Source organism: Scytonema sp. UIC 10036, from assembly GCF_009725235.1.
On the sequence record NZ_WJFC01000226.1, the window covers coordinates 1 to 21,105 of the forward strand.

The 21,105-nt window shown below is 42.2% G+C and carries 20 protein-coding genes; 5 read left to right on the plus strand and 15 right to left on the minus strand.

Annotation, left to right across the window (positions count from 1 at the left end; all coding sequences use genetic code 11):
• Positions 1 to 142: 142 nt before the first annotated feature.
• The 4 genes from F7734_RS52190 to upp all read right to left on the minus strand — a co-directional run bounded on the left by F7734_RS52190 (position 143) and on the right by upp (position 7,196).
• Positions 143 to 1,876, minus strand: coding sequence for a hypothetical protein (locus F7734_RS52190; RefSeq protein WP_155752142.1), 1,734 nt, complete (start codon positions 1,874 to 1,876; stop codon positions 143 to 145).
• A gap of 13 nt (positions 1,877 to 1,889) precedes the next feature.
• A complete protein-coding gene (locus F7734_RS52195) occupies positions 1,890 to 2,912 on the minus strand; it encodes a hypothetical protein (RefSeq protein WP_155752143.1) in 1,023 nt (340 codons plus the stop codon).
• 498 nt (positions 2,913 to 3,410) lie between these two features.
• Positions 3,411 to 6,242 carry a zinc-dependent metalloprotease gene (locus F7734_RS52205; RefSeq protein WP_155752145.1) on the minus strand — a complete coding sequence of 944 codons (2,832 nt, stop codon included), beginning with the start codon at positions 6,240 to 6,242 and terminating at the stop codon, positions 3,411 to 3,413.
• Positions 6,243 to 6,560: 318 nt separating this feature from the next.
• On the minus strand, positions 6,561 to 7,196 hold the full coding sequence (gene upp, locus F7734_RS52210; RefSeq protein ID WP_155752146.1) for a uracil phosphoribosyltransferase: 636 nt from the start codon (positions 7,194 to 7,196) through the stop codon (positions 6,561 to 6,563).
• On the opposite strand from upp, the gene F7734_RS65840 reads away from it, so the two are divergent.
• On the plus strand, positions 7,167 to 7,292 hold the full coding sequence (locus tag F7734_RS65840; protein WP_279239868.1) for a hypothetical protein: 126 nt from the start codon (positions 7,167 to 7,169) through the stop codon (positions 7,290 to 7,292). The two genes, upp and F7734_RS65840, sit on opposite strands and share 30 nt — an antisense overlap.
• A 24-nt stretch (positions 7,293 to 7,316) precedes the next feature.
• Here the strand turns inward: F7734_RS65840 and F7734_RS52215 are convergent, their stop codons facing one another.
• Positions 7,317 to 8,576 (minus strand): URC4/urg3 family protein, encoded by a 1,260-nt coding sequence (locus tag F7734_RS52215; protein ID WP_155752147.1) that lies wholly within the window; start codon positions 8,574 to 8,576, stop codon positions 7,317 to 7,319.
• Between the two features lie 121 nt (positions 8,577 to 8,697).
• Complete coding sequence (locus F7734_RS52220) at positions 8,698 to 9,957, minus strand: GTP cyclohydrolase II (RefSeq protein WP_155752148.1); 1,260 nt, start codon at positions 9,955 to 9,957, stop codon at positions 8,698 to 8,700.
• A gap of 346 nt (positions 9,958 to 10,303) precedes the next feature.
• Between F7734_RS52220 and F7734_RS52225 the strand changes: the two genes are divergently transcribed.
• The gene (locus tag F7734_RS52225; RefSeq protein WP_155752149.1) at positions 10,304 to 10,774 is read left to right on the plus strand and encodes a tetratricopeptide repeat protein; all 471 of its coding nucleotides are present in this window, start codon (positions 10,304 to 10,306) and stop codon (positions 10,772 to 10,774) included.
• Positions 10,775 to 10,856: 82 nt separating this feature from the next.
• On the opposite strand, the gene F7734_RS52230 is transcribed toward F7734_RS52225, so the two are convergent.
• On the minus strand, positions 10,857 to 11,039 hold the full coding sequence (locus tag F7734_RS52230; protein ID WP_207714417.1) for a hypothetical protein: 183 nt from the start codon (positions 11,037 to 11,039) through the stop codon (positions 10,857 to 10,859).
• Between the two features lie 388 nt (positions 11,040 to 11,427).
• Between F7734_RS52230 and tnpA the strand changes: the two genes are divergently transcribed.
• The 3 genes from tnpA (at position 11,428) to F7734_RS52245 (ending at position 13,797) form a co-directional block, all read left to right on the plus strand.
• The gene (tnpA, locus tag F7734_RS52235; RefSeq protein ID WP_243147546.1) at positions 11,428 to 11,889 is read left to right on the plus strand and encodes an IS200/IS605 family transposase; all 462 of its coding nucleotides are present in this window, start codon (positions 11,428 to 11,430) and stop codon (positions 11,887 to 11,889) included.
• Between the two features lie 140 nt (positions 11,890 to 12,029).
• Entirely contained in the window at positions 12,030 to 13,070 is a 1,041-nt protein-coding gene (locus F7734_RS52240) for a 2-oxoglutarate and iron-dependent oxygenase domain-containing protein (RefSeq protein WP_243147547.1), read from the plus strand.
• A gap of 130 nt (positions 13,071 to 13,200) precedes the next feature.
• Positions 13,201 to 13,797, plus strand: a complete 597-nt coding sequence (locus F7734_RS52245; RefSeq protein WP_155752150.1) for a Uma2 family endonuclease — start codon at positions 13,201 to 13,203, stop codon at positions 13,795 to 13,797.
• A gap of 28 nt (positions 13,798 to 13,825) precedes the next feature.
• Here the strand turns inward: F7734_RS52245 and F7734_RS52250 are convergent, their stop codons facing one another.
• From F7734_RS52250 to F7734_RS52285, 8 genes are all read right to left on the minus strand, one after another.
• On the minus strand, positions 13,826 to 14,515 hold the full coding sequence (locus tag F7734_RS52250; protein WP_155752151.1) for an SDR family NAD(P)-dependent oxidoreductase: 690 nt from the start codon (positions 14,513 to 14,515) through the stop codon (positions 13,826 to 13,828).
• 102 nt (positions 14,516 to 14,617) lie between these two features.
• Positions 14,618 to 15,415 (minus strand): molybdate ABC transporter substrate-binding protein, encoded by a 798-nt coding sequence (gene modA / locus F7734_RS52255; RefSeq protein WP_155752152.1) that lies wholly within the window; start codon positions 15,413 to 15,415, stop codon positions 14,618 to 14,620.
• Positions 15,416 to 15,784: 369 nt separating this feature from the next.
• Positions 15,785 to 16,861 carry a histidinol-phosphate transaminase gene (hisC, locus tag F7734_RS52260; RefSeq protein WP_155752153.1) on the minus strand — a complete coding sequence of 359 codons (1,077 nt, stop codon included), beginning with the start codon at positions 16,859 to 16,861 and terminating at the stop codon, positions 15,785 to 15,787.
• 21 nt (positions 16,862 to 16,882) lie between these two features.
• The gene (locus F7734_RS52265) at positions 16,883 to 17,554 is read right to left on the minus strand and encodes an HAD family hydrolase (RefSeq protein ID WP_155752154.1); all 672 of its coding nucleotides are present in this window, start codon (positions 17,552 to 17,554) and stop codon (positions 16,883 to 16,885) included.
• Between the two features lie 4 nt (positions 17,555 to 17,558).
• Complete coding sequence (locus F7734_RS52270) at positions 17,559 to 18,224, minus strand: HAD-IA family hydrolase (RefSeq protein ID WP_207714418.1); 666 nt, start codon at positions 18,222 to 18,224, stop codon at positions 17,559 to 17,561.
• Positions 18,211 to 18,723 carry a GNAT family N-acetyltransferase gene (locus F7734_RS52275; RefSeq protein ID WP_155752155.1) on the minus strand — a complete coding sequence of 171 codons (513 nt, stop codon included), beginning with the start codon at positions 18,721 to 18,723 and terminating at the stop codon, positions 18,211 to 18,213. Before F7734_RS52275 ends, F7734_RS52270 begins: the two co-directional genes overlap by 14 nt.
• Positions 18,720 to 19,187: a GFA family protein gene (locus F7734_RS52280; RefSeq protein ID WP_155752156.1), complete on the minus strand. Its 468-nt coding sequence runs from the start codon at positions 19,185 to 19,187 to the stop codon at positions 18,720 to 18,722. Before F7734_RS52280 ends, F7734_RS52275 begins: the two co-directional genes overlap by 4 nt.
• A gap of 333 nt (positions 19,188 to 19,520) precedes the next feature.
• The gene (locus tag F7734_RS52285) at positions 19,521 to 20,792 is read right to left on the minus strand and encodes an MFS transporter (protein ID WP_155752157.1); all 1,272 of its coding nucleotides are present in this window, start codon (positions 20,790 to 20,792) and stop codon (positions 19,521 to 19,523) included.
• Between the last annotated feature and the right edge of the window lie 313 nt (positions 20,793 to 21,105).

The following is a 21,105-nucleotide window of genomic DNA, read 5'->3' on the forward strand; positions in this document are numbered from 1 at the left end:
CAACTTGGTGAGGTACAAAAATTACCCCCCTCTGTCCCCCCTTAGCAAGGGGGGATGAAAGGGGGGTGTACCTCATTCAGATACAAAGCGCTGTATATCAGTCCTATTTGAATGACAAACGCGGTCTTCAACTGGTCACTGATTACTGGTTACTGCTCACTGTGGATGCTATTCCAATATCAGGAACTGGGAGAAGAGCATTTCCTGTTTCATTTATCGCCGCCAAAACTGGATCGCTAATCACCGCTCTTCTTCTGGCAATTGCTAAATCATAAAGCCGCTTGAGTTCAGCTTGGCGCGTTGCTTGGTCGTTTTTGTTTAACTTTTGATCGATACTGTTAGTATAGGCTTGAACCCGTTCCTTAAGAACTTGCAAGAGATTGTCATTTTTAAGCAGGGTTAAGAATTCAGCAGCAGTTGAATCGCTTGATGGGTTAGTTTGTTCTATAGCAGCAATGACTTTTTGAGTTAAATCGTCTGGAAACCGTTTGACATTAAGGGGATTTGTACCTGACTGTAGCGGTTGAAAACTAAATTGTTCGGGAAGAAACTGCAATAATTCTTGTCTTTTTTCTGAAAAGACAGGGGTTTCCAAATCAACAGCCATAACAGCAGCGACAAACTCAGGAGTCACAACTCCTCTGTTCATAAGTTGAGCGATCGCACTGTTATCAACATGACTAGCTTCTGGTACAAACCAAGCAAAATTCGCATCTCCTGGCTTTCCATCTAACTTGACTCCAGACTGCACTAATAACTGTCTGTATTCTTCAGGTTTTACCCTAGCTATGTTACTAAAGCCCAAACTTTCTCCAATACCTAAGCTTTGTGAAATCGAAGATGTATTACCACCGATTAAATTGGCGTTAAGAAAGAAAGTATTGGGAATTTGGACATCAGCAAAAGGTCCAGGTGTAGGATTACTTGAAAAAGGATGCAAGTTTCCAACTTGTTGATTGCTACTGATTAAATTAAATTCTGTGGTTTCAAAGAGAGGACGTAAAAGGCGTTTTCCTTGAATAACTTGTTGACTTCCATCAGCATTAGTAATTGGGCTACCATCATTATTGCGAGCAATACTTTCCTCAATTCTTTTTTCATTAAATTGATTAATTGCGGGGCGAATAAAGTTGACTTCCAAGACTTCAGCACCAGTTAAATTTTGGGTAATTCTAGAATTAGTACCAGCCTTCCAATCCAACCTTAAGTAATTGGCATTAAATGCAAATGAGTGCCAATTATTCCAAGGGAAAGCCAGTTCTTTCATCACTGGCGCACCGTTAATGTGGCATTGCAAACAGGTTCCACTACGTTGAGCGGGTTGCAGTAAATCGGCTTGAACAGATGAGTTACGAAATTTCCAAGATAATCTTCCTGGAGTTCCTTGTTGGTCGAGCTTGTAGTAGTTGTAGCGACCTCGCTGACTATCCCAACCTAAAGCCTCAATCGATTGTACATCCGGGAAGTTCTCGGAATTAAAAAATACAGAGAGCATAACGTTTCGATCCAACCTTTCGCCTTGGTTGTTACCAGTAAAAGTCAGTATGGCTCGTCTAGTTGTTGGTTGAGCGTCTACTATTGGACGAGTATCAACAATCGTTTCATCTACAACGAAAGTTCGCTCTTGCCCTTGCTGACCTTTAATTAAATTTTCTAGTTCAGCTAGATTTGTGACATCTGCACGCTCTTTTAAAACAAGATTAAAAAGTGGATCGCCTAAAGAAGCTAAGGTACTTGAAGCTATTTGCTGCACTCTTGCCCCATCCCTACTTTGTTCTAGCGCTAGAGGAACTGGTGCCGCTTGAGCAAAGGCTAGCTTTGTAAAGATGAAAAAACAAAATACGAATGCGATCGCTGTTGTGATAAATTTACGCATTGTTCATATGCTCCTAAACTTGACCAATTAACCGTGAAGATTCTTCTCCAGTTGCAGCCCAATCGGGAAGCACTGATTCTGGCGCTGCAATGACAGATGCCCCAACTGTTAATTGCGCTGCGACTTGTGCTCCAGTAGTAATAGTTGTGTTTTCAATCGTGACCCCTTTAGTGACATCAAGAACAGCACAGCGACCGTTGCGGCTGATAACCCAAGCACCTTGATTTTCATTTGGGTTATTAATATCGATTTCTTGACCGTTGATTTTCCAAATACCTTCCAGCCTAGACATTTTAATGCCTACTGGATCTTGCAAGCTTAAACCACGATTGCTGCGGGCTAAGTTTTGAGAGGCTTGGCAAATAGCTGGATCTGAGTTACGTCCAGGGACGCAAGCAGTTTGCCCGCAAATTGCTGATGCGGGAATGTCCAATCGCGAGATTGCACAAGGCTCTACTAAGCCGAACAATGCTTCTACTGTATTATTCGTTTGAGTTAGACAAAGAATTCCTTTCTGTCCGTTGTTCCAAGGATTTTGTCTCAAGTGCCTGCGAAATTGCTCGGCACGTCTTCGCGGAGAAGCAGATATAGGATCGAATCCCAGACCAAATAACTCCTCAAGCGTGGGATTTGCTTCTGGAATCGTATCTTGAATTCCTGCTATCAGAGCATCAACACTGACTTGAGCTAAAGCTTCGTAATACTCAGGAAACTCAGTAGTAAACGTAACTCGCGTGACCTTTCCATCCTGAACCTCAGTACGCCATTCAACGTATTCGTCTTGCAGATTAAATCTATCACTATCAATGACCTCAAATGGTCTATTCGCGAGTTTGGGAAACGCAATCCAATTAATTGTTTCAACCTCAAGCCCTGTTGCGTTCGTGAGTCCTTCAAACGCTTCTAGCAATGTAAAAGCAGAATTCAGTCTGAAAGCAGAACGCTTATAAAATCGATCGATGTCAGTTCTATATACTTCTAGGGCATTTTGGCGTTTAAGAAAATCGGAACCTGTTGGATCTGTGTATGCAAACATCTTGAATTTATGTAAATTTTGATACTTATGTATGTACGTTTTCAATATAAAAATGCACGTTAATGCCAGTGAGTAGCCACTAAAGACTATATTTAGCGAAGGTTCGCCTGAAGAATCTATTTCTGTGCGAATACGTAGACGCTATGTGAGCCTTTATGTAAGACTATCTCAAAAAAATGTGTGTTTTGTGACTTTTTGTATAAGTGTTTTGCTGAATTTGTTATGAATTATCTACATATTGAGCGCTTGGCATTCCGCTTAAACTGTAAAAACTCAAAACAACTGTTATAAATCTTAAAATTAAAAATTTACTACGGTCAAATTACTGATATGCCGTAGATTAGTATAAAGTATTGTGCAGAACATAAATAAGTATCATGCATCTTCTTTGGTTTATCCCAACTCATGGCGACGGACGTTATCTTGGAACTGCTATTGGCGGGCGAGGGGTTTCAGACTTAAACAAAATTGCGGTAGCACCGAAAACTAAGGCAATTTTTAATAAGACAGCAATCGTGCATTGAGTGCTTTGTAAATGCGATCGCAAGTTTCCTCTAAATGAGCCAGTGTATAAATATCAAGCTTTTCACCTTGTTGCTGTAAACTAGATTCAACAGCTTTTTGCAATTGTCGCAATTTATACCAAGCAATTGTACGACCATCTTCAGGGACATTAACAGTTCGCAATACCATTGCTAGCAGTATATTAAGATGTTCTCGTTGTAAAGCACGGCGAATGCTAGAAATTGGTTTTACTTCCCTTACATTTAACACTTCTGTCCAAATGCCATTTTGCAGGGTATCGAACAGTTCCGGTATTGTTAACACTTGCCCGGACGGAGTTTTCAATTCTATATCTCGCAATCGATTGAGACGTTCGCCATCTAAGAGCGATCGCAACACTCCACTTTGAAAATGCAAAATCCGTTCGTGAATTGGATAATCAAGACGTGAGACGGGGATGGGGTGTCCCCAGTGTTGCCAGCGTGATGGTGCAAGCTGATTGAGGAGTTGGGGTGAAAAGTTGAAAGCGTCCTCTGAAAATACATATTCTTGTAATTCTGTCAATGCTTGGCGCTGTTTTTCCAAAGAAACTGGTACAAAGGTCCATTGAATATTATTATCACTGGCATGGTGACGCCCAAATGATTGCCCGCCAATGTACTGAGTGAGTAAAGTAGCATTCCGAAAATAGTACTTAAGCACTTTATTAAACAATAGGCGCAAGTCACTGTAGCTCTCTCCTTGCAATGGGTATCGCCGATCCAAACGCTGTAACATTACACGAGCATTATCCATTTGCCATTGAGAATAAAGCAGCACATCATTACTTATGTCCCAGACATTAGCAAGAGGATTAATATCCCAGATATCTTCATCAGTTGCATAAGATAATTCCGGTTGAGGCGACGCCACAGCAATTTGCTCCAAAAAAGCTTTTTCAGCAAAAGGAGTTATTGCTTCAGAACTTAAATCTGGGTATCTTTTATAACCGTATTCAATTGCCCATTCATCATAAGGACCAATAACTGCGGGAAAATAATCACCTTGTTCCGTTCCTTGAGGTGCGATGTTTACCGGTAGGTAATCCATCACCGAACCAACCAAACCTTTAGTATGAGTCACTTCAGTGTTATTGAGTTCTTGAGGAGATAACATTGTGCTACCGTGAAAGTTATGGCGCAAACCGAGAGTGTGACCAACTTCATGAGCAATAAGTGAACGTACATATTGATGGACGTAGTTTTGCATTTGGTCGCTACTTGGAACTGTATTTTGTACCAGTGACAGTGCTAGCGCCCCCATGGATGCTTGAAAAGAAGACTCCCTTCCGTAGCAAAAGTCATCCAAACCTTTGGTAATGTTATGTTGGGAAGAGCGATCGTTAGAGTTAACAAATAGATATTCTGACGCAGAAACCTTTTCTAACAGGGGTTGAGGAACTTTGTAACCAGCCCTGTTTTCAAGGGGAAGTTGGGGAGGTTTGTGACAAGCAACATCTTCAGACTGAGAAATATAACCATCAACAAGTGATGAATTTGCGTCCATCAAGGCGCGATACTCTTGCTGAATGGAACGTATCATAGTTGCATCGACAATGATATCTGCGTCCAATATTTCGCCAGTAAATGAATTCACGCGTACTGGTCCTCTAGCAAAACCCGCATCTAGGGAATTAAACCAGCGAATGGTGTTGTAGCGTACATCAGCAGGATGCCACTCAGCACGATCTGGCATTTGCCGTACTTCAAGAGCATTTTGGAATCCAGCTTTTTCAAAAGCCTTGTTCCACATCAAAATGCCTTCAGCGATCGCCGAGCGATACTCCAAAGGCACTGCATTTTCAATCCAAAACACTATCGGCTTTTTCGGTGGCGAGATTTGAGCGCTACTATCAGATGGCTCCAGATGCCAGCGATTGATGTAACGTACAAACGGCTCTTTTCCTTGATTTTTAGAGAAGTCTTGGAAAGCAGTAATAAAATATCCTACTCTATCATCAGCCAGTCTGGGAACATAGCCGTTATTTTCAGGTAATTGCGAAAAACTATAATGCACTTTCAAACTCAGTGCTCTACTATCGGGTACGGTAACTAAATATGCACCTTCTGGCGATGAAAAACCATAAATGGAATCAATTTCTACGTTTTCAGGAAAGCTATTAATATTGCCAAAATAAGACCTGTTTTCTTCCAAATGGTAATCTGCTTGCAAAGAATATTTCAGTAAAGAAGTTAAGCCAGGAAAATCCTGTATGAGGAGGTCATTTAGACTAACAAGAATATTTTTACTGTATGGGTCGATACAAACTATTTGAAGCGAGTAAAGAACTGAATCGCTGAAAGAACGAGCCAGCGATCGCATTTCTGGTTCATTTGATTCTGTACGGAATTTAACATTCCGAATAACAAAGTGTAAATTGTTGTTTATGTGACGGAAGTAAAAAAGAAAATCCTGTAAAGGCAACCCACTGTAAATACCGCTTTCTCCAATACCTGACTCTAGTGTGACTATACCTAAAAAGTTTTTCTCTAGCTGTTCCGCTTTAATTTCCAAGTATGTTCGCTCGGAATCTTGATGGCGATACAGCGTAAAGAGACCCTCTATCTTTTCCGCGTTCTTTATTATCTCGCGATATTGCCGAAAATCTTCTTTTTTAACCTCTTTTAGCGTATTGTCAGTACTAGCCAACATCTCAGCACCTGGCATTGTGTTCAATTGCTGCACATAAACACTAGAAAGTTGGTTAGCCCCTGCATAGTTACCCTCTAACAAGAGGCTGCACAATAACAAGATACAGATTACCGTTCTTTTGATCCAGTCTCTCATTCTTTCGCTTCCCGTAACAAAGCAGCCTTCTTGTTTTGCAGCTGCTTAAATATTAATAGATTAGCTGTTTTTATTTATTTGAGGTAGTCGTAATTTTACGAAAATGACTAAAATTTGATGAACTACTTGTTTAGTCTATATAGCAGTTCTCAGGGCAAGCGCTACAAAAAGTTACCATTTGTCATTTGTAACGGGTTCTATTCAGTTTTAGGCCATATAAAAGCTTAATATGGTGGGCTTTAGCCCACCCTACATTAATAATTGCGTTTGAAAATTAGCCATGAGCAATTAGCCATGAGCAATTAGCCATCAGCCCTGCTACTTCGTACCAAATAATCTATCTCCCGCATCTCCCAAGCCCGGTATGATGTACCCCTGCTCATCCAGATACTCATCTACTGCCACAGTATAAATAGGTACATCTGGATGAAACTCAGTAAAATGTTTCAAACCTTCCGGTGCAGCGAGTATGCAAACAAACTTAATAGATAATGGATTGGTTGATTTTAGCCGTTCAACAGCTGCCACTGCTGTATTACCAGTAGCCAGCATCGGATCGACCACCAACACATCTCGTTTGTCCACATCTTGAGGAACCTTGAAATAGTACTCAATGGGAATTAAGGTTTTGGGGTCACGATACAACCCGATATGCCCAACTCTTGCGGTAGGCATCAGTTCTAACATTCCATCTAAAATTCCCTGACCTGCGCGTTGGATAGAAACAATCACCAGTTTTTTCTCCGGTGCAAGGACTGGTGCATTCATTGGTCCTAGAGGTGTTTTAATGAATTCATCCTTTAAGGGCAAATCGCGAGTGACTTCATAAGCTAACAACAAGCTAATTTCTTTCAGAAGAGATCGAAATTTTGCCGTACTCGTTTCAGCTTTACGCATTAACGTCAGTTTGTGCTGAATTAATGGATGATTAATGATTGTGACTTGATCGTGCATATTGAGGATTGGGGATTGGCGATTGGGGATTGGCGATTGGGGATTGGCGATTGGGCAATGGTCACAAGTTACAAACAAATGACCAATAACAAATGACCAATGACACTTGACCAATGACAGTTAAAACACAGTGCCATCACTTTCTATTTGGATGGGAGGAGTAGCACCCTTTCGGAGTTCGGCAGCAATTCTTCGCCCTGCAGTCCAAGTTCCACCTTGCAAAATTTTTACGAGTGGCAATTCTTCAGAATTCATGCCCAACTTTTCGCGAATTGTGGCAGCAATGGAATCTAAAAGTATCAAAGTCAGAGCACGCCATTCGACGATCGCTTCCGAAGAAACTGGATGAGATTTTAGCAAAATATCTTGATTTTTAACATTTATCAGCCCTAAGTCAAGGCATAATCCTCCATTGCGATATTCTGCCAATCCAGTGAGGGCATCCAAGCCAGTGATTTCTAAACCGAGTTCTTCTAAAGGTTCCAACAAGGAATAGGTTAACCATTGAGAAAGTTTGTGAAATGGTACTAAACCATCATCAACGACATCCGGGTGAAACCAGACATCCCCCAAATTAATACCAGCAACTTCTACTCGTCCAGACCAAATATTACTTAATCCTTCCAGAACTGCACCCAATACTGTTACCGCATCTAACTGATTATTAAAAGTTTTTGTCATTAAATATCGTACCAGATTACCCGGACGGGGATCTTGTTCTCCAAATAGATCGGGTGAAGAAATCAGGGAACGACCTAATTTCTGCAATAACTTCAAACGCCCATTCATTCCCAAAAGAGGGTTTTCTGCACTAACAGCAAACCCTTGTGCTAATTCCCCTTCAGTTAATGCCTGCAACCGAGCAGCATTCACTTGCAAAGGCGTTGTGTGACCACCGCTTGCAAAAGTTCCTGCACAAAACATTTGAAAACTAGCAACTGCTAACCCTTCAGAACGCTTAAAACGCAGTTGAGTTTCCGGCTCATCGTAATACCAACTTTCTCCGGCTCCTGCATCCAGTAAAACACTAATAATTGCCAAATCAAACTTGGCGATCGCTTTCTCTAAAGGCTTCAGCCCTGCTAACCGCTCATCCAAAATTGACAAACGAGGTACGCCCCCTGCCTCAAAATGTCGCCAACGGCTGTGAAAAGGAATTTCTAAATCCGGATATTCCTCCCGCATCACCCCAATCGTATAATCAGCCACCCGTTCCAATCGAGACAAATCGCAATTAAAATAACGCGAATTACCTTCAACAGCCAGTTTGTATAACTGCCCGCAACGTTCTCGAATAGCACTAGGCGATCGCAAATAAGCAACCAACGCCCTCCCATCTTCTCTCTGTGACCTCAGCGCCTCTGCGGTTTTTCTCTCCATTTTCCCTTCCTAGCGATACACCCTAAATTACTGGGATTAGGGGAAAGGGTTAGGGGTTAGGGTTAGGAGCTTGGAATTTCCTACTCTCTACCCCTACCCCCTACTCCCTACCCCCTACCCCCTAGCCTTCCAAAGAACGCCCCTGAACAGATGCCAAAGCATCCGCATCCAATACCTCAGATGTGGTATAATAACCAGCCGCTTTCTTTGCTTCTATTTCTACTCGCGCATCTTGAGGAATCAGTTCTTCTGGAATAGGAACTCGTTCCACCACCTCAATTCCTGACTGAGTGATAGCGTTGTATTTCATATTACTCATTGACACCAAGCGGTCAATACGAGTCACACCCAACCAGTGCAACACATCCGGCATCAGTTCTTGAAAGCGCATATCTTGAACACCCGCCACACACTCAGTTCGGCTGAAGTAGGCATCAGCGCGATCGCCCCCTTCTTGACGCTTGCGAGCATTGTATACCAGAAATTTTGTCACTTCTCCCAAAGCGCGTCCTTCCTTGCGACAGTAAACAATGATACCAGTCCCGCCTTCTTGAGCTGTTTGTATGCAGACTTCTATGCCGTGTACTAAATAAGGACGACAGGTACAAATGTCTGACCCAAACACGTCAGAACCATTGCACTCATCGTGTACTCTAACTGCTAAGGGTTTACTGGGGTCATCGATCGCAGCTACATCCCCTACAATGTATACAGTAATACCTCCAATCGGTGGTAAAAAGACCTCCAGGTCGGAACGCGTCACCAATTCTGGGAACATACCCCCCGTTTGTTCAAATAAGGCGCGTCGCAATTCTCCCTCTGAAATGTGGAAACGCTTGGCAATTCCCGGTAGATACCAAACTGGCTCAATTGCTGCTTTAGTCACAACTAAATCGCCATTGGATTTCATAATTTTGCCATCAACTTGCAAGCGTCCACTAGCGACGGCTTCTTGTAGTTCGGGTATGTTGATGTGAGCCTTGGTGATAGCAATTGTTGGACGTATATCATATCCCTGTTCGTAGTAAGATGTAAAGACATCACCAACATTTGCCCCAAATGGGTCAAGAGACACAATCTTATCTGGATCGAACCAGCTTGGATGCGGTCCAATCCCCTCCACTGGAGACGTGTTAGTGAGATCTGCCCTGTGATCTGATTGAAGCGCTCCGCTTGCCACTGCTAATGCCCTGTACACCGCATAACCACCAGAATGGGTACCAATGACGTTACGGTGTGCTTGCTGAGTTAGCGTAGCTACCACCGGACCCCGTTGCATGGGATCGACTTCTCCCCACTTGATAGGAATTGGTTTGGGACCAAAGCGACTGGGATGCGAAGTGAGAACAATATGCCTGTAGATGCTATTTTGCTTTGGCATAGTCGTTAGTTTTCGTGTTTTTGCGATCGATTCTTAAGTTATGAACGATTTATCAATAACTAGCAACACATTCTCATCGAGAAAATGTGAGATACTATTGACCAATCGCTAATAACGCTAAAGATGGAATTCGCCATTATATCGTATTGGACACCACAGAAAAGCATGAAGGATAAAGGACAAAGGGGGAAAAACTGCTATTCTCTGTAGAATTTCGTAGAATTTCACGAATTTCTCCAGAGAAATATTATTTTACACTTTATCCTTCCGGTGACTTCAAGGGTGACTAATTAGATAATAATGTGCGAAATTTGATCCTAAAGCTACTATCACTGACCGCGAATTCATGGATTCTTTATTTATCAATTACCTACTTGACGACTTGAAAAATTCCGATGAGACAGTCCGCGACGAAGCAACCAAAAAGCTGTGGCGGATTTGGTTTCAGCAAAAGGGGATTCACGGGCTAGAAGTCATCGAACGCAGCCAACAGCTAGTAGATGCAGGAGAAATGACTCAAGCCGAAACAATTCTCACAGAACTTATTCACGATCAACCAGATTTTGCAGAAGCTTGGAATCGCCGTGGTTTTCTTTACTACATCAACGGTCAGTACCAAAAATCTCTAGCAGATTGTCAGATGGTTGTTCAGCTCAACCCCGTCCATTTTGGCGCACTTCATGGTATGGGCTTGTGTTACGCGGCGCTCGGACAGTATTCTGAAGCGATTAAAGCATTTCGTCTTGCTTTAGAAATTCAGCCCTACTCCCAAGTCAATCAAAAATTGATTTTAGAATGTACGCTTCGATTGAGCTAGTAAATTAGGGCATAGGGTATGGGGCATAGGGCATAAGGCGTAGGATTTATGCCTTATGCTCACTAAATTACGTGTGAGAAATTTAGGGAATAGCAATCAATCCTGCCCCACAACCAAGATCCAGAAGCCGTCCTCTACCATTCAGTTGAAAGCGCTGTGCAAGCAAATCAAATAAATCTTGCGGATACTTTGACCGATAGCGAGCGTAATACCAAGCAGCACCTTGAAACAGAGTGGGGTGATAGGTGGGAATGTTTGCAACCATTTGTAAAAACTCCAACCGCTAACAGTTGTGAATGTTTCTAGCAAAGTAAAGATAGGAAAGGTAGGGGGATAACTTTTACTGTCTATCCTTCCCACCTATCCAAAAATTACCCGTTCAGCCGCAATTAAAGTACGGTTATTCAATCGAATTATCGTACTTTAAGGTCAGTTTGCCACACTTGCCCTTTTAGAGCAAGTATTTTTCTACAAACTTAAGGAATTGGACTTTTCCCCGACCTGAAGGTAGAGACCACAGCCGTAAGGGCGCAAGCCCGCCGCACCCTTACATATGGTGTAGTTCATTTAGGTGAAAACTGCGATGAAATCAACTACAGTTGATTTTTGTACTTGAATATACAATATGAATAGACAATTTGACAATTTAAAATATGGCTAAATTTTCTCCTGACGATTACAGGTACGAAGGAAACGCTGTCTCGTTACTTAACTACCACTTTGTTTTTATTCCCAAGCGCCGAAAGAAAGTCTTAGTTGGTCCAATCGCAGAAAGACTAGAGCAAGTTATATGCGATGTTTGTAATGAGAATAGGTGGCGAATCATCGCTATGGAAATTATGCCCGACCACGTTTACCTATTGATCAACGCAAAACCTACTGACAATCCATCTTTAATTATAAGTAGAATTAAGGGGAGAGGATCTCATTTCTTGCGTCAAGAGTTCCCTGAATTACTTAAACTCCCTACATTGTGGACTCCAACCTATTTTGTTTCGACTGCTGGCAATATTTCTACGGAAACTGTGAGCCAGCAAGGTGTTGGGGGTTTCTCCCACTCACTTCTGGGGAACCTCGAAGAGGTGAAGCGGCATATTGCACAACAGAAAGAATAGCGAAAGTAAATGCAGCCGTCGATGCTACCTGCGGCTTTTATCCTCGGCGGATGCAGGGGTTTAAACAAACAATCTTTTTAAATTTGTTGGTTTCACTTCGGGGTTTTCAGCCGTTTTCCTTATAATTGAAGTGGTACTTTTTGACCCGGTACTTTTCGATCGCAATGCAGCAATCAGTAGAAAAAGAGTGTTCCCAAGTTCCTATCATTGATGTCAGTGCGCTAGTCTCTGGATCTGCCGATAATTACACAGTAGCTACTCAGATTGGACAAGCGTGCCGTGAGTGTGGTTTCTTCTACATTATTGGGCATGGAGTTGATGAAGGACTACAGCAACGTCTGGAACACAAGAGCCGACAGTTCTTTGAACTGGATCTGGAAACTAAACTAGAGATTGGCATGAATGTTGGTGGTAGAGCATGGCGGGGATATTTTCCTGTGGGAGGCGAATTGACATCAGGTAAGCCAGATCTGAAAGAAGGTATATATTTTGGTGCAGAACGTGAGGAAAACCATCCGCTTGTCAAAGCTAATACCCCAATGCACGGTCGTAACCTTTTTCCATCAAGTGTTCCGCAATTGGGCGAAACTGTGCTTGAGTATATGGAAGCCATGACTAAACTAGGGCATAGCTTGATGGCTGGTATTGCTCTTAGCCTTGAATTAGAAGAATCTTACTTTAGCGATCGCTATACAAAAGATCCACTGATATTATTTCGTATTTTTAACTATCCTCCCAATCCGTCACTCTCTGAGGATAAACGTCAGTGGGGCGTAGGGGAACATACTGATTATGGTGTATTAACTATACTCAAGCAGGATAATGCAGGTGGATTGCAAGTCAAGTCGAAGTCTGGCTGGGTAGATGCGCCACCTATCCCTAACTCATTTGTATGCAATATTGGAGATATGCTCGATCGCATGACGCGAGGGCTGTATCGTTCGACACCGCATCGCGTATTGAATTTGTCGGGACGCGATCGTCTGTCGTTCCCATTCTTCTTTGACCCTAATTTTCATGTGGAAGTAAAACCAATTGAACTTAAAGGAGTCATGGCGAGCGATGATAAAAACGAACGTTGGGATCGGGCTAGCGTTCATGCCTTTCGCGGAACTTACGGGGATTATTTGTTAAGTAAGGTGTCTAAAGTTTTTCCGGAGTTACGTCAAACAGTGCTGTAAAATATGTTACAAAAAATGGATTGGGGCAGTTGAGAAGACAGTTAAGTCGTTCTCTAATAAAGAAGTTAAGATGAAAACATTGCCCTCCAAACCTGATTATTTCTAATCTAGAAACAGACTGCAAACTTAAATGACGCAAGCAACGATCGCAACACCCAGAAAAGAATTACCCCTTTTGTTTGAGGAACTGACCTGGAGAGAGTTCAAAGCAGTTGAGCAATTGTTAGACCGCCCAGGATATCGACTCTCTTTCTTGGATGGTGTTTTGGAGATACGAAGAATGCCAGGAGAACCTCACGAAACCGTTAAGAAGAGAATAGCTGCATTGGTAGAATTGTATTTGCTTATGGCAGGGTTTGACTTTACCCCAACTGGCTCAATGACTTTAGAAAGTGAAGCAGGTGCTGTCAAGCGAGAGGCGGATGAATCCTATAAACTTGCTCCTAGTCGAGTGCGCCCCGATTTGGCGATCGAGGTCGTGTTTACCAGTGGCGGTATCGATAAACTGGAGGCATACAAGCGGCTGAAGATAAAGGAAGTGTGGTTCTGGGAAGATGGTGTGTTAGAAATCTATCACCTGCGGGGTGAGGGCAACGCGCTTCACTATGAAAAGGTTTCCAGTAGTGAGGAGGTGAAAGGGATCGATCTGGATTTGTTGTTACGTTGCATCAATATAGTGAATCATGTGGATGCCATCAAAACCTTTCAGCAGGCACTGCAAAAATAATTGAGGACCACAGGGTAGAACGCCTTCATTAAAATCGCTCAACCCAAGGTCGCAATTCGACTTCCCATGTCCAAGCATTGCGAGGCTGGCGCAGAATGTTGAGATAAGTTTGAGCAATTGCATCGGGATCGAGCAAGCTATCAGGTTTGTCATCTGGTTCCTGACGTGTATCAGAACGAATTGAGCCATCAATGATAAAATGCGCCACATGGATGTTTTGAGGAGCTAATTCACGAGCAATACTTTGAGCTAAACCTCGTAAGGCAAATTTACCCATGGCAAAAGGTGCAGACCGAGGATAACCTTTAACGCTAGCGGAAGCACCTGTAAAGAAAATAGCTCCTCCACCCAAAGCCAGCATACGTTTCGCCGCCGCCTGTGCTACTAAGAAACCTCCATATGCTGTAATCTCTAAAGATTTAGCTACGTCAATTGGCTCGAGTTCAATGAGTGGAGCCGCAATTCGCAAGCTAGGATTATAAACAACTACCGTTGGTGTTCCCAACTTTTGTTCGACATCACTAAAGAGTTGGTTGACTTCATCCGGTTTAGAAGCATCACAGGCAAAACTAATAGCTCCAATGTCTTGAGATAGCGCACTGAGCTTATCAATTCGCCGTGCTGCTAAAGCAACTTTTATCCCTTCGGCTGCAAACAGGCGGGCTAAGGACGCACTGAGTCCACTACCAGCGCCAATAATCAATGCGGTAGTTGTCATTTGTTGATTGTTCCTCGATTTAAGAATCAATACAGTTGGTTACTGGATTTTCTACTTTTTGCCAATAGCCATTGTATAAGAACTCTTGCCTGAAGCCTAGGATTATTTCACAATAAATCCATATTTTTTGAGTACACCCTTAGCTTGGTCACTAGATAAAAACTTGACAAATCCTTTGGCAGCTTCGACATTTTGACTGCTTTTGAGTATTGCCAGAGGATAAATAATGGGAGAATAATATTTTCCGTCAGTAGCAACAGCAACTTTTACTTTGTCAGAGCTTTTTGCATCAGTGGAATAACCGAGACCTGCATCAGCATTACCATTTTCTACTGATGCTAAGACTTGAGTGGCATTTTTTTCATAAACGAATTTAGGCTTGACTTTATCGAGGATGCCTAATTTTTTAAATACATCTTGTGCGTATTGACCCGCAGGAACACTTTTAGGGTCTCCAATTGCAATTTTCTTAACCTTAGAGTTTGCCAAGGTATAGAAACTCCTAATACCAACAGAATTATTCTTAGGTACTATCAAAACTAAACGGTTATCTGCCAAGATACTCCGCGTTTTTGGAACTAGCAGCCCTTTTTCCTCTAAACCATCTACTTGCTTTTTACCAGTAGCAATAACAATATCAGATGGTTTACCCTCCTCAATTTGTTTAACTAATGCACCTGAAGCTCCAAAGTTATAAGTAATATTGATATTGGGTTGAGTTTGTTGATAGAGCGTTTTAATTTCTTCCAGCGCATCTTTTAAGCTACCGGCAGCAGAGATAGTTAAGTTGTTGCTTGGTTGTGCTACTACAATAGAGGGACTTGTCAATCGAACACTAACTGCTAAAAGTAAGCTAGCAGTAACTGTAGAGAGGAAGCTAAAAATTTGTTGTTTTTTCATTGTTATTACAGACATTGCTTTTTTGAAACTACTTGTGTACAACCTTTGTAAAAATTTTCTGTGTTACGCAAAGAGGCTAAGGAAAATGTAGGAGAGTTACCCCTGTGCGCGAGATAAGCTCCTTGAGAGGAGTAGCCTTCAGCATTGCTTACCAAAAGCTTTATGTGGTGGACATCGCCCACCCCACAGAGTTAAAATTTTCCACAAATCATTTATGATTCCTAATTCTCTAACAATAATTACTACTATTAGTTGACTGATTTACCGTAGTTTATTAGATAATTGCATAATCTTATCTAAAAGACAAGAGTTTTTTAACTGAAATACATATATGGACTCTTCAAAAAAATGCCTGCTCTTCAAATCAAGTTAGTGACTTTCATCAATAGTATTATATTTAACAAGAAAACTCAGCGTTTCTATGAGGATTTTATTTTGCTCATTAGTACCAATAGTGATACGTAATTTATCATCCAATCTTGGCTGTTTGAAATAACGCACCAAAATCTTGCGTTCCTTTAACCTTTGAAATAGTTCCTCCGCATTTCCTGCCCTCGGTTGCACTAGCAAGAAATTTGTTTGAGAATCCCAAACACGAAAGCCCAATTGTTTCAACTCACTTGCTAGCTTTTTTCGTGATGCTTTAATCTTTTCTATACAAGTATGTTTATGTGTTTGGTCATTGATTGCAGCTGCTCCAACAGCACAAGCGATCGCATCAACGTTATAGCTATCCTTCACCTTATATAACGCACTGAGCAACTTAGGGTTTGCGATCGCAAATCCCAATCGTATACCTGCTAATGAGTAACCCTTGGAAAGGGTTCGGAGAGAGATAACATTTTCAAATTCTTGAGTTAAATCTAATGCATTTCCTTCAGCAAAATCTACATAGGCTTCATCAAGCGCTAAAATCCCTGATAAATGAGTTGCAAGTTTTCGGAGATCTTCTATAGGAACCATATGTCCGGAAGGGCTATTAGGAGATGCAATAAATGTTACAGAGCCATTCGCAGCAATTAGTTCCTCAAGGGGTAAACGGTAATCCTCAGTGTAAGGAATTTCTACAATTTCTGCGGCTTGTATTTGGGTCAATGTACGGTACAGCACATATGTTGGCACTGGATAGACTACCTTCCGCCCTGGTTCTGCACAAGCTCGCATCACAACGCTCAACAGTTCATCACTTCCATTTCCAGCAATAATCCAATCAACCGGAACTCCTAAAGCTTGACTTACTGCTTGTCGAAACTCCTGTGCAAAGGCATTTGGATATCGCCGCAATAACTCCCCATCAAAATTCCGCAGTACTTCCGTAACTTTGGGAGAGGGAGGATACGGGTTCTCATTGCTGTTGAGTTTGATAATCTTGGTACTGGGTTCGATCTGCTCGCTGGGGATATAAGGAGGCATTAAGTCGATATTAGAACGGAAATAGTTCGTCATTTCCCAGCTTTGTAGTAGTTGTTAGGAGAATATTTTTAATCTTAAATCCTTAAGCAGCATTGGGATATCATCTGGAGAACGAGCGATCGAGTCAGCACCGTTAACCGTTAACTCCTGTTCAGTTCCATAACCATAAGTCACGCCAATTGAAGCAATATTATGTTGCTTTGCACCAATGATATCGTGAAAGCGGTCGCCCACCATAACTGTAGCAGAGGGAGAAAGGTTCTCTTTCTGTAAGATGTGGTGAATCAAATCACCTTTGACACTTCGAGTTCCATCTAGTTCACTACCATAAACGCCATCGAACAAAGACGACAAGGAAAAATGCTCGATAATGCGCGTAGCATAGATATAGGGTTTTGAAGTCGCAACAAAAGTTTTATAGCCAGCAGAGCGAATCGTTTGTAAGGTTTCTGGAATTTGAGGATAAAGCGAATTTTCAAATAACCCAACTGTGGAAAAGCGACTGCGATAAAGTGAAATTGCCTGCTCAAGTAGCTTGTCTTCTGAGGTGTTCAGTAACTGTGAAAAACTATTTTTTAGTGGAGGACCAATACACCAATGCAAGCGATCGCCATCAGGTGGTTTGTAACCCATTTCAGATAGAGCATACTGAATGCAGCGAGTGATACCGAGTTTGGGATCGGTTAATGTCCCATCTAAATCAAAAAGAACAGCGTAAGAAAGCATAAGTCTATTTTTGTTGTGACACCAAAGAAGGCAGTTGGTACATAGAGTGGAAGACAGGCACTTTGAAGGTCTCAAATAGATCCCTCTCACTCCAAGCGATATAACCTAAAACTCTCATACCTGCAGCAACACCTGCACGCACACCCAAAATGCTATCTTCTACAACAGTGCATGATGAAGCTTCAAATCCCAAATGTTTAGCTGCATATAAGAATAAGTCAGGTGCTGGCTTCCAGCTTCCAATTTCATAGGAGCTAAAGATACGTCCTTCAAATCGAGGCAATAAGTTAGTGAGACGCAGTGCTAACTTAATTTTTTCCACCGGACCACTTGATGCAACGCAAATAGGTAAATCGATTTTGTCTAAAGCCGTGTCTATCCCGTCTACAGGACGAAGTTCGCGCTCGAATACCTCGGCAGTCCGAGCACGAAGTTGAGTAACAAAATCTGGTGGCATATTTCTCCCAAGCCTTTGTTCAATGACAGCAACACAATCAGCCATTTTGCAACCTTTAAATAACAAAATGGCTTCTTCAAGTTCCAGTGCCAGTCCAAACTCTGCCACATATTCAACAAGAACGCGATTACCTAATGCCTCACTATCTACCAATACTCCGTCACAGTCAAAAATAACCAGTTCTGCTCGCATTTCTTTTTTATAAATAGACATTTTGAGTGACTCGATACACATTCATTTCGATTCCATGATATATAGTGTCTCTCTCATATATCATTCCTAACTTCTTTAGAACTCTTACTGATTTCATATTCTCTCCTTCAACAATACCAAGAATATATGGGAGTTTGAGTTGAGCGAATCCATATCGCAAAGCTGCTGTTGCCGCTTCCGTTGCCAGACCTCTACCCCAAAACCTTGGATCGAGTCGATAGCCAATTTCTTTTTCTGCTTGATTATCAATTTCTTCAACTGCTATCCCACAATAGCCAATCAACTCATTGCTTTCTTTGAAAATAACAGCCCATTTACCAAAACCATATTTTGTATAGGAAGCAATGAAGCTTGCTATTTTTTCCTTTGTTTGTAAAGGTGAAAGGGTACCCGTTAGAGAAAATTTCATGACTTGTGGGTTGGCAAGTATCGGTGCGATCTGCTGAAAGTCTTCTAGTTGAAATTCTCTAAGAATGAGGCGTTGTGTCTCTACTTTCATTGTTTTTGTTTGTCTCCTAAAACTGTCGGTTGGGCGTCTTTCGTTTCTACGACAGTACGGTTGCCTGGAAAGCTTGGCAGTTCGGCATCAATATAAGCCCATGGCACTGCGCGATCGCTCCAAATTTGATATGCTGGTTTAACTAGTGTTGGATCGTCTAGGCTTCCTGCTTTGATCCAAACAAACTCTGGCTTAGCAAAGGCTCTAGTAAATAAGGGCGAACCGCACTCCGGGCAAAATTCACGAGTGATTGTGTTGCCACTACCCGCAGTTTTTGTGTAGCTCTTGAGGTGACCTGAGACAACACGGAGGTTCAGTGCATCAACTTTAATCCCAATATTAAAAGCGCTACCTGTGGTTTTCCTGCAATCGTTACAATGGCAGTAGTTCGCTAATCCCAGTTCACCACTGTACTCGTATCTAACGAACCCGCACAAGCATCCACCAGTCACAAAATCATTCATCTAAAACCTCCGGGAGAGGGGAAACAGTGTGTCTTTAGACCACGGAGGAACTGCGACATACGTTTTTTCTCAGATCTCAAGGCTTGTTTCTTAGAGAATAGGCATGAATTGTCAGTAGTCTGTCAATTATCTGACAGATCTATCTATTAAGTCAAGTTCAAGCGATACCCTGTAGATTCGAGGTATGGGTTACAAGGAAGAGTACTGCAGCTACAATCAGTACATATTGTTTCATCAAACTTTTATACGTGACTATTATGCAATGCGATCGCCCGCCCTGCGAGAGCAAGGGGGATTGTTAATCAACTAAAATCTGAGTGTAAATGCTTATGTTTAGCGAGCAATCCAACGACTCACTGCTGGCAATTGTGTAGAGAACCATAGCGCACCTAAGAGACTCAGACTACCACAGACAATCAAAGCATTAGTCGCACCAAAATTATCTGCCAAAGTTCCAGCTAATAGATTCCCGAAGGGCATTGTACCTACCATTGCTAGAGCATAAAAACTCATTACCCGTCCGCGCTTATCCTCGGCAACTAGGGTTTGAATAATCATATTACTACTGGTAATCAGGAGGATGACAAAGCAGCCTATAAACACCAGTATGATTATGGACAGCCCAACTTGACGCGATAGTGAGAAGGAGATCAAACTTATCCCAATCAAGGTTTGAGCGACTACAATCAAACGCTCTAAGCCAGCAATCCCTCGCCTGACACTCAGATACAAACAAGCAAGCAAGGAGCCAATCGGTGCTGAGGTACTAAGGTGAGCCATCGTAGTTGCATCCCCATTTAAAATCTTCGCTGCGAAGACGGGCATGAGCGCGACATGAGACATTCCGACTAAACCATGTAACGACAGTATTAATAAAATTGCTCTAATCGGTTGGAATTTGGAGACATATTCAAAGCCCTCCCGCAATTTCTCAAAAGTATCGTTCAGGTTGGTAAGGTTCTGTGTGGTTCTGACTGGAAGCCGCATTGCTAGCAGGGTAAAGATGGCAGGGATATAGCTGAGGGTATCATAGAGAAAACAATATTTCACCCCTAGCGTACCAATCAAAATCCCGCCTATAGCTGGTCCCAATACCGAAGAGGAACTTAACATCACTGAATTCAAGGCGATCGCATTACTCAAATCAGCTCGATTGTCTACGGTTTCAGTGACGATTGTATGACGCACGGGCATATCTAATCCCTTGAGCATACCATTGAGAACACTCAGTACCAATAAGATGGGAAACGTAATCCAATTCGTAAAGGTCAGAATCGTTAAAGCGAAGGAAACGCTAATTCCCACTATCTGCACTACCATTAACAAGTCACGACGACTCCAACGATCGGACAATACCCCTGAAAAGGGAATTAGTAACAAGGTAGGTAAAAATTGCACAAACCCTGCAACTCCTAACAACCAAGCTGATTTAGTCAAATCGTATACCAGCCAAGGAATAGTTAACTGCTGGGTCATAAATGTCCCAGACATTGAGAGTAACTGTCCGCCAAAAAACAGGCGAAAATTACGCCAGCGCAAAGCGGGTAAATAGTGGTAAATAATCTTACTTACGCGATCGCCTAGTTGTCCCTTCCAAATTTTCATGAGGAGAGTTTTACTATGTTATACTAACAATTAGGTAGACTAACAATTCTATGATAATCGCAGTTATCGTCTAGCAAAGAAATTAGCAACATTAGAGGATGTTTGAAAAGTGGTTAGCTGTCATTTTAATCACATGATTACCCCCCTTAGTCCACGCCACTTGCTACAAGTCGGGAAACCCGCGATGGCGCAGTGGCTCCCCCTTATAAAGGGGGGAAATAAGAGAAATTGAGTTCCCTCACGCCACGTGCTTCAAGTCGGCAAAGCCGCGATGGCGCAGTGGCTCCCCTTTATAAGGGGAGGGTTAGGGTGG